This is a genomic window from Pseudomonas sp. SDO5522_S412 (assembly GCF_054071215.1).
Genome location: NZ_JBSVWQ010000016.1, coordinates 1 through 13140 on the forward strand (window position 1 = coordinate 1; position 13140 = coordinate 13140).

Annotated in this window: 11 protein-coding genes; 2 read left to right on the forward strand and 9 right to left on the reverse strand. The window is 61.8% G+C overall.

The window, feature by feature from the left end:
• Positions 1–80 precede the first annotated feature (80 nt).
• From ACW9I6_RS06165 to ACW9I6_RS06175, 3 genes are read right to left on the reverse strand one after another with little or no spacing between them, the layout of a single operon-like run.
• Positions 81–1028 (reverse strand): dihydrodipicolinate synthase family protein, encoded by a 948-nt coding sequence (locus tag ACW9I6_RS06165; RefSeq protein ID WP_177040472.1) that lies wholly within the window; start codon positions 1026–1028, stop codon positions 81–83.
• A gap of 38 nt (positions 1029–1066) precedes the next feature.
• Positions 1067–1993 (reverse strand): 4-hydroxyproline epimerase, encoded by a 927-nt coding sequence (locus ACW9I6_RS06170; protein ID WP_008438732.1) that lies wholly within the window; start codon positions 1991–1993, stop codon positions 1067–1069.
• A 30-nt stretch (positions 1994–2023) separates the two neighbouring features.
• Positions 2024–3640 (reverse strand): APC family permease, encoded by a 1617-nt coding sequence (locus tag ACW9I6_RS06175; RefSeq protein ID WP_008438731.1) that lies wholly within the window; start codon positions 3638–3640, stop codon positions 2024–2026.
• A gap of 211 nt (positions 3641–3851) precedes the next feature.
• Between ACW9I6_RS06175 and ACW9I6_RS06180 the strand changes: the two genes are divergently transcribed.
• Positions 3852–4628 carry an AraC family transcriptional regulator gene (locus ACW9I6_RS06180; protein ID WP_008438730.1) on the forward strand — a complete coding sequence of 259 codons (777 nt, stop codon included), beginning with the start codon at positions 3852–3854 and terminating at the stop codon, positions 4626–4628.
• A 66-nt stretch (positions 4629–4694) separates the two neighbouring features.
• Here ACW9I6_RS06180 and ACW9I6_RS06185 read toward each other — a convergent pair whose 3' ends face one another.
• From ACW9I6_RS06185 to ACW9I6_RS06195, 3 genes are read right to left on the reverse strand one after another with little or no spacing between them, the layout of a single operon-like run.
• Positions 4695–5714, reverse strand: a complete 1020-nt coding sequence (locus ACW9I6_RS06185) for an SIS domain-containing protein (protein ID WP_032899814.1) — start codon at positions 5712–5714, stop codon at positions 4695–4697.
• On the reverse strand, positions 5695–6723 hold the full coding sequence (locus ACW9I6_RS06190; RefSeq protein ID WP_008438722.1) for an ROK family protein: 1029 nt from the start codon (positions 6721–6723) through the stop codon (positions 5695–5697). Before ACW9I6_RS06190 ends, ACW9I6_RS06185 begins: the two co-directional genes overlap by 20 nt.
• Positions 6724–6731: 8 nt before the next feature.
• Complete coding sequence (locus tag ACW9I6_RS06195) at positions 6732–8135, reverse strand: APC family permease (RefSeq protein WP_008438720.1); 1404 nt, start codon at positions 8133–8135, stop codon at positions 6732–6734.
• A gap of 212 nt (positions 8136–8347) precedes the next feature.
• Here ACW9I6_RS06195 and ACW9I6_RS06200 point away from each other — a divergent pair, with 212 nt between their 5' ends.
• On the forward strand, positions 8348–9550 hold the full coding sequence (locus tag ACW9I6_RS06200; RefSeq protein WP_008438718.1) for an ROK family transcriptional regulator: 1203 nt from the start codon (positions 8348–8350) through the stop codon (positions 9548–9550).
• Between the two features lie 9 nt (positions 9551–9559).
• Here ACW9I6_RS06200 and ACW9I6_RS06205 read toward each other — a convergent pair whose 3' ends face one another.
• The 3 genes from ACW9I6_RS06205 to ACW9I6_RS06215 form a co-directional block, all read right to left on the reverse strand.
• Positions 9560–10474, reverse strand: a complete 915-nt coding sequence (locus ACW9I6_RS06205) for an SGNH/GDSL hydrolase family protein (protein WP_008438716.1) — start codon at positions 10472–10474, stop codon at positions 9560–9562.
• Between the two features lie 117 nt (positions 10475–10591).
• Positions 10592–11878 carry a CitMHS family transporter gene (locus ACW9I6_RS06210; RefSeq protein ID WP_102605122.1) on the reverse strand — a complete coding sequence of 429 codons (1287 nt, stop codon included), beginning with the start codon at positions 11876–11878 and terminating at the stop codon, positions 10592–10594.
• Between the two features lie 109 nt (positions 11879–11987).
• On the reverse strand, positions 11988–12914 hold the full coding sequence (locus ACW9I6_RS06215) for an SMP-30/gluconolactonase/LRE family protein (protein ID WP_008438710.1): 927 nt from the start codon (positions 12912–12914) through the stop codon (positions 11988–11990).
• Between the last annotated feature and the right edge of the window lie 226 nt (positions 12915–13140).

The window sequence follows — 13140 nt, forward strand, 5'->3', positions numbered from 1 at the left end:
AGGTACACCGCAGTGATCCCATCGCAGCCTCGCCGGAGCTCGACAGCTCCCACATTTGATCTTTGCTGCCTTGAATAGTGTTAAACGACGTTCTGCTCGGCCGACCAGTTGGCGTACCACTGGCGGAACAGCGCGTACTGGTTCTCTGCATAACGACGCTGGGCATCGCTGAGGGCATCGGTCTCGTTGAAGTGCAGGGTGTATTCCTTGTCGCCGTTGAGCACCATCAGATGCTTGTAGAACAGCACCAGGTCGCAGCCTTCGTCGAAGGACGACAGCACCGCCAGCGCCGACTCCAACTCCCGCGCCTGGCGACGTGCAGTGGCGTCGCCCTTGGCGGCTTTCTTGCTCAAGGCCACCAGTTGCAGGACTTCCCGTGGCAGTGCATTGCCGATGCCAGTGATTGCGCCGGTGGCGTTGCAGTTGACGAAGCCGTGCACCACTTGGGTATCCACGCCGACCATCAAGGTCACGTCATCGTCCTTGGAGGTGATGTGTTCGGCCGCGTAGCGCAGGTCTGCAGCACCGCCGAATTCCTTGAAGCCGATCAGGTTCGGGTACTCGCGACGCAGTTCGAAGAACAGGTCGGCGCGGGTGGCGAAGCCGTAGTAAGGGCTGTTGTAGATCACCGCCGGCAGGTTTGGCGCCGCCTTGAGGATGGCTGCAAAGTGATCCTTTTGCGCCGTCGCCGATGCGCCACGGGACAGCACCCGCGGGATGACCATCAAACCATGGGCGCCGACCTTCGCCGCATGCGCTGCATGGGCCACGGCTTCACGGCTGTTGACCGCGCCGGTGCCGACGATGGTCGGCACACCGGCGGCCACCAGGCGCGCCACGCCTTCCTGGCGCTCGGCCTCGGTCAGCAACGGCCAGTCGCCCATGGAGCCGCAGTACACCACCGCGCTCATGCCGATATCGATCAGTTCGCGGCCCTTGGCGACCAGTGCGTCAAAGTCCGGTTTGCGCTGGGCGGTGCACGGCGTCATCAATGCGGGGATGCAACCGGTGAAGATAGTGGTATTCATTGTTTCAGCTCCAGTTTGATTGAAGGGGCGGGGGCGGTTCAGATGCCCCACGCGAAGGGGTCCTGTTCGTCGATCAGCAAGGTGCTGTCGGCGGTCATGTAGGCGCGGCCGGTGATGGAAGGGCGCACACGTTCGCCCTCCCATTCATAGCTGCCTTCGAATTGGCTGCCGGTGATGCTGGCTTGTATCCACGGCTCACCGGCGGCGAGTTTCCCGTCGGCCGCCAGGCATGCGAGCTTGGCGCTGGTGCCGGTGCCGCAGGGCGAGCGGTCGTAGGCCTTGCCTGGGCACATGACAAAGTTGCGGCTGTCGGCCTGGGGGTCGTCGGCGAACAGTTCGATATGGTCGATCAGGGCACCGTCTTCGCCGTGGATGCCCTGGGCTTCGAGGGCCTTGAGCATTGTCCAGGTGTAGTCGGTCAGGGCTTCGACGTTGTCCATTTCCAGCGCTTGGCCATGATCGGAAACCAGGAAGAACCAATTGCCGCCCCAGGCGATATCGCCGTGGACCAAGCCATGTCCAGGCACTTGCACCGAGACATGCTGGCGATAGCGATAGGCGGGCACATTGCGCAACGTGACCGCGCCGTCGGCGTGCAACGTGGCGCTGACCGGGCCGACCGGCGTGTCGATCTTGTGCACCCCCGGCGCGATCTGCCCCAAGTGGTGCAACGAGGCAACCAGGCCGATGGTGCCGTGGCCGCACATGCCGAGGTAGCCGGCGTTATTGAAGAAAATCACGCCGCAGGTGGCATCGGCCGAGACCGGCGCGCAATACAGCGCGCCCACCAGAACATCGTTGCCACGGGGCTCCAGCAGGCACGCCCTGCGCCATTGGTCATGCCGGGTGCGCAGGTCGTCGAGCTTGTCGACCATGGTCTCGCCGGCCAGCGTGGGAAACCCCGTCATCACCAGGCGCGTGGGCTCGCCGCCGGTGTGGGAATCAATGATGTGCACTCGTTTCATAGAACAATCCATCCAGTGGTTGGCTGAGGCTCAGGAAGCAAGCTGCACTCGGCCGATGTCGGGCTCAGGGGCTTCGCTTTCGTCGTCTTCGGTTTCCAGGCGAACCAGGTGCGCCGGCACGCCGGTGGCCGCGCCCCAGTAATAAATCCCCAGCGCGCAAGCGGCGACGACCACGGTGTCGAAGGGATGGCCGAGGATGCCCAGGCCACCGAAGCTGCCGAGCTTCGACAGGATGATGGTCACGGCGTAGAAGCCGATCAGCCAGGCGGAGGAGCGAACCTGGCGGCCCAGGCTCAGGTGCAGGGTCGGCACAAAACGGCCGCACAGCAGGTACACCACGAACATCAGGATTTGCAGGCCGAGCAGCCACGACACGGTGCTCCAGCCGGACCAGTAGACGATCAGCGCGGCGATGATGAACGACAGGGGGCCGAGCAAGCCCATCCACTTGACCCGGAACGGGCGCGGCAGGTCAGGCGCATTGCGGCGCAGGGCGGCCACGGACACCGGCGCCACGGCGTAGCTCAACACCAGCGCGGCGGACACCACGTTGATCAGCGCTTCCCACGACGGGAAGGGCAGGGTCCAGAACACCGACAGGCCAAAGGTCAGCCACAGCGCCGGGCGCGGGATGCCGGACTTTTCGTCGATGCGGGTGAAGATCTTGAAGAAGGTTCCGGTTTGCGCCCAGCCGTAGATCACCCGTGGCGTGGCGTTCATGTAGATATTGCCGCAGCCGCTGGGGGAGATCACGGCATCGGCGACCACCAGGTACGCCAGCCAGCCCACGCCCAGGGCGAGCGCGATGTCGCGGTACGGCAGGGCCAGTTCCTTGGCGACGCCGGCCCAGCCGTTGGCGAGCATTTCGGTGGGAATGCCGCCGAGGAAAGCGGTCTGCAACAGCACGTAGATTGCAGTGGAGAGCAGCACCGACAGGATCAGTGCAATCGGAATGGTGCGTTGCGGGTTCTTCACTTCGCTGGCCACCGAGATGATCGGCGTCAGACCCAGGTAGGCGAAAATCACCCCGCCGGCAGACACGGCCATTTCAATCCCCGACAGGCCGAACGGCGCGAAGCCCTGGGCGTGGAAATTCTCCGGCTTAAAAAAGGTGAACAGCACGCCGATCACCAGCAGCGGCACGATGAACTTGAACACGCTGACCAGGTTATTGGCCATGGCGAAGGTCTTCACGCTGCGGTAGTTGAGGGCGAAAAACAGCGAGAGCAGCGCAAACTGCACGAACCAGCCGAGGACGGTGGGGTTGCTGGAACCCGCCTGCGTCAACTCGGGAAACCACGCCGCGGCGTATTGGCGTGAGGCGACCACTTCAATTGCCACCAGGCTTGAAAACGCGATCAGCGTGATAAAGCCCATCAGGTAGCCCAGCAGCGGGCCGTGGGAATAGACCGGGTAGCGCACCACGCCGCCGGCGCGGGGCAATGCCGCCCCCAGTTCGCAGTACACAATTCCCAGTAGCAACACGGCGAAGCCGCCCAGCAACCAGGAAAAAATCCCCGCCGGCCCGGCGATGGCGGAGACGTGACTGGCCGCGAACAGCCAGCCCGAACCGAAGATCGCTCCCAGTCCGATAAAGGTGAGGTCGATCAATGAAAGCTGTTTCTTGAACTTGCCTTGGGCTGACATGGCGGCGCCTTCTTGTGGGTTATTGGATAGGCATGCAGTGGCCATACAGTGAACCCATCAACGGCGCCGCGATTGATGTTTTGCGCAGGCTGCGATGACGAAATCAGCACAATTGCGAGTGCTCGACAGGGCCACCGCCATGCGGCAATCTGCTCGCCAGGCACCGCCCGCCGGGCGCCTGGCCTGTCCGTAAAATGCAGGAGAGAGCGTCATGATGCAGAGCGCGTTCGCGACCCTATGCCAAGGGAGCGAGTCGAATCGTCCACAGACCATCGAAGAATTACTGGCCGGCGTGGGGTTGCTGTTGCCGATGCTGGACGTGATTCCCAATGCCGCGATCTTTATCAAGGACGTGCAGGCGCGCTACGTATTGGCCAACCGCACCCTGGTGCAGCGGTGCGGCTTGAAGGACTTGCAACCGCTGTTGGGAAAAACCAGCGCCGAGGTATTTCCCGCGCAGTTGGGGCCCGGCTATACCGAGCAGGATCGGCGGGTGCTGGAGCAGGGATTTGTCCTCGAAGACCAGTTGGAACTGCACCTCTACGGTACCCGCGAGCCGGGTTGGTGCCTGACCCACAAATGGCCGCTGTACAGCCGCGACGCTGCAATCATCGGCCTGGCGGGCATCTCGGTCGACCTGCAAACCGCCAGCGAAACCCACCCGGCCTATCAACGGCTGGCGGCGGTGGACGAGCACATCCGGGCGCATTTCAATCGGCGGGTCACGTTGGGTGAACTGACGCGGATCGCCGGGATTTCCGTGGCGCAACTGGAGCGCTACTGTAAGCGCGTGTTCCACCTGACACCGCGCCAGATGATCCAGAAGGTACGCCTGGAACATGCGCACCGGCTGCTGCATACCGAGCTGCCGATCACTGAGGTGGCGTTGCAGTGCGGGTACACCGACCACAGTGCGTTTACCCGGCAGTTCAAGGCGTTGACCGGGTTTACGCCGCGCCAGTATCGGCAGGCGACGAGTGCGCAGTGATTCTAATTGATATCTTCTACGTACAATCGCCACTGGCCAACGCCGGCCGGGCGGTTTCCCCCTGACTCAGTGGGTTTGCGTGACCTTCTTCAAAAACCTCGGCTGATCCGGATTACGCCCCCGCTCCACGGCCAGTTGCGCCGCGATCAGGTAAAACCCCTGGATCATGGTGAACGGCTCCAGCAATTGATGCGCGGTTGGAACGCTGGGCAGCAATCCCGCACAAGCGGTGCCCCGTGGCGCCACTACCATCACCTTGGCGCCGCGTGCGCGCATGTCGTCGGCGAACGCCAGCGTGCCCGCTTGCTCGGGGCCCGAAGGGGCGAACGCCAGCACGGGATAACCTTCCTCAATGATTTCCATCGGCCCGTGCCGGACCTCGGCGCTGGAAAACGCTTCGGCTTGAATGCCTGAGGTTTCCTTGAGTTTGAGCGCGGCTTCCTGGGCAATCGGCAGGGCGGCACCGCGACCGATCACGATCATCTTGTCGGCGCTTTGCAGTACGTTGAGCACCGGTGACCAGTCCTCGCTCGCGGCTTCATTCATCTGCCGTGGCAGCGAAAGTAGCGCTTGACCCAAGGTGTTATCTGCGGCCAGGCGGGCCACGATTTGAGCGCTTGCCATTAACATCGCTACATAGCTTTTGGTCGCCGCCACGCTTTGTTCCAGGCCGGCGGGCAAGAGGATTTCATGCCCGGTGATGGCCGCCAGTGGCGAGTCCGCCGTGTTGACCAGTGCGACCGAGGCCGCACCCTGTTGTTGCAGATACCTCACGCTGTCGATCAAGTCCGGGCTTTTACCGGACTGGGAAAAGGCGGCCACCCAGCATTTTTTCAGGCGCAGCGGCGGTTGTTGCAGGCTGGCCAGTGACAGCGGGATCGACAGGCAGGGCACGCCCACCAGGCTCATCATCGCGTAGCTGAAATAGGCGGCTGCGTGGTCCGAACTGCCGCGCGCGACGGTGATGATCAGTTCGGGCAAGTCGCTTTCCAACTGCGCGACCAGTGCGCGCACGGCGCGGTCATCATCAAGCATGCGTTGCAGGATAGTTGGGATCGACGCGGTTTCACTGAGCATCAATGACATGACTCAACTCCTGATAAAGGGTGTTGCCGGCGTTGAGCACCTGCTGCGCGATGGCGTTCAAGCCGACGGCTTCCATGGCCATGCTCAGGGCTCCCCACAGCGGTGCGTCGTGGGTGAAATGCGCAGCGGCGATAGTGGGCGGGAAGGGCACCACGCGGCGGATCAGTTGTTCGAGGATCGGCGCCAGTGTCGAGGCCTGGCGGTACAGGCCACCACCAATCGCGATGCGCTCCACATCCAGCGCCACCGCCAGGTTGGCCACTTGCACGGCGCACGCGGCGATCCGCAGCTCCAGCGCCTGGCGTACCTGCGGGTCGACGCTGGAAAACAGGTCCAGCGCCTGATGCCCGTGCCCAAGCATCTGCACCGCCAACTCGCTCAAGGCGTTACCGGAAAACAGCTCTTCCAGCGGCGCGCCACCGTGCTCATAGGTACGCCACTGATCAGGCTGCGCTGGGTCGAGAAACGGTGACAGCAGGTAGGCGATTTCCATGGCGGCGCCGTTGTGGCCGCGAATCAGTTTGCCGTTGGCAATCGCCGCCGCCGAAAGGCCCGTGCCCAGGTTCAGGTAGATCGCGTTGTCGACACCGGCCAGCGAGCCCCAGCGGACTTCGGCCAGGGCGCCGGCCTTTACATCGTTATCGAGGGCTACCGGGGCATTGCCAAACGCCTGGGCGATCAACCCTTGCAGGTCGAGGCGTTCGAAGCCCGGGGTGTTGGGCGCCATCAGCAAGGTGGGCCCGCGCACCACGCCGGGAAACACCGCAGCCACGCTCAGCACCGGCAGGTCGCCGAACTCGGCCACACAGGCATGGGCGGCATCCAGGATGCGTTGCAGTGCCGGCACGCCGGATAAACCGTCGGCGTGGGTCGCGAGAATCCGCGTGTTCATGCGCGGGTGTGCAATGTTGTAGCAGGCGACCTGCGTCTTGGTGCCGCCGACATCAATCGCCAGCAGCAGCCCTTGCCGGGGCGCCGCAGCGCCCGTTGTTTTCAATGGTTCGTGCATAACGCTCATCACTTATCGAAAGGCCACAGTTTTTGCACGCGCGCCCACAGCAGATAGGCCACGCTGCCGGCCGCTACCCACACCAGCGACCACTGGATTGGGTAAGCACCGGGGGCGTTATGGTTGGACGCCATATAGATATAAACCCAACCCAGCAGCGCGATAATCGCTGGTACCGGGTACAGCCACATTTTGTAAGGCCGGGCCAGGTGCGGCTTGGTCTTGCGCAGCACCAGCAACGAGATGATCTGCGCCACAGACTGCACCAGGATCATCACCGTGGTCAGCAGCTGAATCAGCGTGTTCAGGTCAGTCAGGCGTCCAATCATGAACCCCACAGATGTCAGCAGGCCCATGCTCAGGATGCCGTAGGTCGGGAACGCGTGCCTGGGGTGAACCTTGCTGAAGGCGTTGAAGAACACCTTGTCTTTTGCGGCTTCGAACGGCACCCGGGAACCGCCGAGCAGCCCGGCAAACACTGAAGCGACGGCAGTGATCAAGATCAGTACGGTGACGATCCCGGCGGCAGTGCTGCCCCAGGTTTCACTGAGTACGACCGAGGCTACGGACTTGTAGGCCGCGGATTCGGGGTCGAGCATGCGGTGCCAATCCACCACGCCCAAAACACCCACTTGCATCAACAGGTAGATGGCGAGAATGCCCATGATCGAAAACACGATCGACTTGGGAATCACCTTCCCGGGTTGCTCGACTTCACCGGCCAGGTACGCCGACGTGTTGTAGCCCAGGTAGTCATAAATACCGATGGTCAGGCCGCCGGCCATGCCCAGCCAGAAGCTGCTGTCGCCGAGGTTGAAGGCGCCCTCGGGGAAGCTGAAGGCCAGGTCGGCATGGAAATTGGTAAAGGCGGCGGCGATGAGCGCACCAATGCTGATCAGCATGATCACCCACAGCACGATGCTCAATTTGGCGATGGACTCGATCTTGCGCCACAGCATCACGATCACCAGCCAGATCACGGCGAGGCCGATCAGGTTGCCGGCGGTCTGGCTCATGTTGGGCCAGAACCATGTGAGGTATTGCACGAAGCCGATGATGCCGGTGGACATGATCAGCGGGATAAACAACATGGCCGTCCATACGAACAGGAACGGCAGCAGCTTGCCCGTGCGCTTGCCGAAGGCTTCCCGCAGGTAATTGTAAGTACCGCCCGCGCCGGGCAGCGAGGCACCGAGTTCGGCCCATACCAACCCGTCACACAGGGCGAGCAAGGCGCCAAGGATCCAGCCGAGGTAAGCCTGGGGGCCGCCCATGATCACGATCATGGTGGGAATGGTGATGAATGGCCCGACACCGCACATCTGGCTCATGTTCAGGGTAATGGCGGGGAACAGACCGATTTTGCGTTTGCCGTTGGGCAAGTCCGGATCGACGGGTGTCAACGTGCTCATGGGGGAACGACCTCTTAATCGAGTGACAGAAGGGGACAAGGGCAGTTGCAAAGGGATTGCGTGCCATCAAGGGCTTCTATCGACCCGTCATTGTTTTTATGGGGCGTAATCGGAAATTGCTGCAGGCGCAATCGTCCGAGGCGCTAAGAAAAGCACGATGCGAGTATTAATTCAACTTGATTTAATTAATCGCGGCGACGGATTATCAGCTCATGAAAAATCCCAAGCTCAAACGTGCGGTGACCACCGGCACCAACGCCGAACATGCCCGACAGCACAACCGTCGGGTGATCCTGGAAGCCATTCGCCAGAGCGGGCGCCTGACCCGCGCTGATCTCACGCGGCTGACCTCGCTGACGGCGCAGACGGTGTCGAACATCGTCACCGAGCTGCAGGAAGAGGGGGTCTTGCTGGCCCATGCGGCCGAGAAGGGCGGCCGTGGCCAGCCACCGGTACCGTTGTCGCTGAACCCCGAAGGCGGCTACTCGATCGGCTTTCACGTCGAACAACATCGCATCATTGCCGTGTTGCTGGACCTGCTCGGCGAGACGGTGGCGCAAGTGACATTGACGGTCAGCTACCCTACATTCGATCAGGCATTGCCGCTGATCGTGGGCTGCGTAAAGGATTTGCGCGGGCAGCGTGCGGGCGGCCGCTTCCTCGGCGTCGGCATTGCCTTGCCGGGGCCTTTCAGTGTTGAAGGCATGACCTGCGTGGGACCCACGGCGATGTCCGGCTGGGACGACCCGGGCATCCCGCTAAGGTTGCAGCGGGAAATCGGCCTTCCGGTGCTGATTGAAAACGACGCCACTGCAGCGACCATGGGCGAGCGGCTGTATGGCATCGCCAGCGGCCTGCATAACTTCGTCCATCTGTTTATCGGCAGCGGCCTGGGGGCTGGGCTGTACCTGGACAACCGCCTGTATTCCGGGCATTGGCACAACGCCGGCGAGATCGGGCACATGACCGTGATCCCAGGCGGCAAGACCTGTTACTGCGGTAATCAGGGCTGCCTGGAGCGCTACATTTCCATCGCCGCGCTGCTGGAGCACCTGGGGCATCCGGCCGAGCAGGACCTGGCGACGTGGGTCATGAATGACGAGGAACTCAATGAAGGCGTCGACGCCTGGCTCGACGAAGCGGCGCCCGCGTTGAAGCAGGCCATCAACATTCTTGAGTCGGTACTCGACCCGCAGACAATCCTCATCAGCGGCTTTCTGCCCCAAGCGATTCTGGTCCGGCTGATCGCCCGCCTCGAACCCCTGAGTCGCTCCATCAGCAGCCGCTCGGATCGCCTGCACCCACGCATTCAAATGGGCACCGCCGGGCACGACGCCGTGGCGCTGGGCGCGGCGGCGTTGATGATCCTGGCGGAAATCAGCCCGGACTACGAGGCGCTGCTCAAGCCGGAATAAACCCGGCTGTCAGCGGCTGGACTTCAGGGTTTCAAGCATCGCCTCGGCGGCCAGGGCATGGACCTTGCGCGTCGGGTGCCATTCATCCCAGTAGTAATGCGCATCCGGGTTTTCACACACCGGTTTCACGTCCGGATAGGTGTGTTGGCAGGGCGTATCGAGGTCTTTGAACCCAGCAACCTCGGGGGCGGCGCGCAGTTTGTCGCTGAACGCCACATGGTCGAAGTAGCTGATGCTGACCTGGTGGGTTTTGGCCAATGTGTTCAGCACTACCGGAAGTTTTTGTTCTAGCGTCTGCTGATAGTTTTTTGCATTCTCGACTTGATTGCCCTGCACCACCGCCGGCACATGAGTCAAATCCGTCGTGCCCACCACCATCACCTGCTTCGCGCCTGCAGCGATCAATGTCTCGGTGGCCGTCTGGATATTTGCCACGCTGTTCTGGCTGAGCACTGCAACCGATTCCGGGTGCGAGAAATCCGCCCATTCAAAAAAGTCGTTGGCGGAAATGAAGATGAAATACAGCGCCCTCGGGTCCGCCTTGTGTGCCTTGGCGGACGTCAGGTAATCAGCGATCTGGCCCGAAACGCCGGTGTCGCGCGCCGGCTCCATCCAGGTGTAGTAGTTGCCGTTGCCACTCTTGGCCCCGCCGACCGCGTAGTCGGTCAAGGGTATTTTCAAGGCGTGTGCCAGGTTCTCGACGGCAGTCGGGCCGTTGCTCCAGCGGCCTTTCCAATACAACGAACCGGGCAGTTCCTGCGCGTCCTTGACCTTCTGCGTGGCCAGGGTTTTGGTGAAGCGTTCGCCCGCGCCGTTGTCGGAGTAGCTATCACCGAATGCAAAAAGATGATCGTAACCAGGGGCGGCAAAGACGGTGGAGGCGGTCAGTACCAATAGAGCGGCCAAGCAAGTGCGTAGTGTCATTGGAAATCTCCCGGGCGGTCGCCCCAGAGTACCGGCGGCGCGGTATTTCCTCAGCGGCGGTTGCGACCTGTATGTAGCTGAGGGCGCAAGGACTGTCCCGCCCGCGACAGTCGTTCCTCAGTTGATGACGGTGATTGCACCTATCGCAATCGCCGCCAGCAACATCACCATCACCGTGCCCACGGTCCATTTCAGCGAGACGCGCTGGTTGTCGCCGTAGTCGATGTCCAGCAGGCCGCACAGCAGGTACGTCGAGGCCACCAACGGGCTGAGCAAGTGCACCGGCTGACCGATCAGCGAGGCAATCGCCATTTCCTTCGCATCAATTCCGTAGTGGGCAGCGGTCTGTGCCCAGATGGGCAGTACGCCGAAATAGAATGCATCGTTGGACAGCACATAGGTGAACGGCATGCTCAGCAGCGCGGTGATCACCGACAGGTAGGGCCCGGACTGTTGCGGCAGCAGCGCGATCAGGTTGTCGGAGATCGCCTTGACCATGCCGGTGCCGCCCATGATCCCGACAAAAATCCCCGCGGCAAAGATCAGCAAGGTCACCGCCATCACGTTGTCGGCATGCCGCGCGATGACTTCCTTTTGCTGCTTGATGGACGGGAAGTTGACCAGGCAGGCCAGGCCGAAGGCGATCATGAACAGGATCGGCAAGGGCATCAGGCTGATCATCATGCAGGTGATCAGGGCGATGGTCAGCACCACGTTGAACAGAAAACGCGGATCGCCCAGGCGAATATGCGCATAGCCCTTGAGCACTTCTTCCTCGCTGATGCTCACTCTGCCCAGGCGGCGGAACTCCATGCGCCCCAGCCACCAGGCGGCGAACAACACCCACACTGCACCGGCCAGCATGATCGGTACCATGCTCACGAACAGCTCGGTGATGTCCACATGCATCGCACTGGCCGCCCGGGAAAACGGCCCACCCCACGGCAGGATATTCATCACGCCAATCGACATCAGCAGCACGGTGGCCATGACTTGCAGGCGGATGCCGGTCAGCCGGTACAGCGGCAAAAACGCAGCGGTCGCAATGATGTAAGTGGTGGCGCCGTCGCCATCCAGGCCTACACACAGGCCAAGTACGGCGGTACCGACCACGATCTTGCGCGGGTCGCCCTTGACCAGGCGCAGGATCACTTTGATCAGCGGGTTGAACAGGCCTGCGTCGGTCATCAGGCAGAAATACAGGATCGCGAACGTCAGCATGATGCCGGTGGGGGCGAGCATCTTCAGGCCGTCGTACATCATGCCGCCCAGTTGCGGGGCGAAGCCGGCCAGGCAGCCGAAGACGATCGGTACCAGCAGCAGCGCCACCAGCGGTGACAGGCGCTTGCTCATGATCAGGTACATGAAGCAGACGATCATGGCGTAGCTCAGGAATATCAACATGGGTGTGCCTTCTTGTTGGTCTTATAGGGCGCCAGGCAAGTGACTGCCGGCTTTTTTCAGGGCGAACGAAGTCCCTGCGTGCTGCGCGCAGCGTTCAGTGCCGGTGGATTCAGCGGTGGGAAAACATCGGTTGGCCGGCGTGCTCCAGGTCGGCGACCAGGATCGAGCCGGTCGATGAGTCGGTGATGAACAGTTGCCGGTTGCCCTCGCCGCCGAACGCCAGGTTGGTCAGGGTGCGGCCCTCGGTGCAGCTGCGGATGCGATAGAGCGGTACGGCGTGGGGATCGAATACCCAGACGCAGGCATTGCCGGCATCGCACACGTAGAGGTTGCCGAGCGCGTCGAGGGCCATGCCGTCGGCGCCACTCACGCCGCCCGCCAGTGCGGTGAAGATCCCGACTTTGCTTGTGCCGCCGTCGCGCTGGATCGGCAGGCGCCACACCGCGTTGCCCCGGGTCATGGCGACGAACAGCGCGTTTTGCGCCAGGTCCATGACCAGGCCGTTGGGGCTCGGGCCGTTGTTGATCAGGCAGGTGAGCGTCTCATTTTCCAGGTCGTAGGCGAATACACGACCGGTGGGATCCTGTTGGCCGGTCTGCCCCTGGTCGGTGAAGTAGAGCTTGCCGCCAGTGTCGAAGAACAGGTCGTTCACACCCTTGAAGCCTTCGCTGCGGTGGTGAGTCAGAAACGGTGTGATGACGCCACTGGCAGGGTCCAGGGTCAGGATGCCGTGCTTGTAGTCGGCAATGAAAATACGCCCATCGCGATGGATCTTCAGGCCGTTGGGCCAGCCGTCGTATTGCACCACCAGGGTCCAGTTGCCGTGCGGGTCGATGCGAAAGATCCGGCCGTAGGGAATGTCCGTGACATAGAGATTGCCCTGCACATCGAAGGACGGTCCTTCGAGGAAGCTTTTCACTCGCTGGCCGGGTTTGTTGGCGTGCACCCACTCGGAGTCTCCGTCCTTGCAGAAAACCTGCGGCAATGTGCTGAAGACGCGAGTGGGCAAATCACGAGGCGGGGCATACAGGCTCACAGGATCAACTCCTACGGAACGGGCAAGGCACCTCTGAAAAGGAGGTAAGCCTTGTCTCATTATTGTTTTGTTCTGCTAGATAGAACGATGTGCTTTCTAATAGAACAAATGTCGAGGTTATTTCTTGGGCTGTCAACCCTGTCTTTTGCCATATCAGACCAATGCAATGAATTGGCTTGCCCGTTGATCAACCAAATATAAGTAAAAAGCGCTGGGCGCTTTTCGG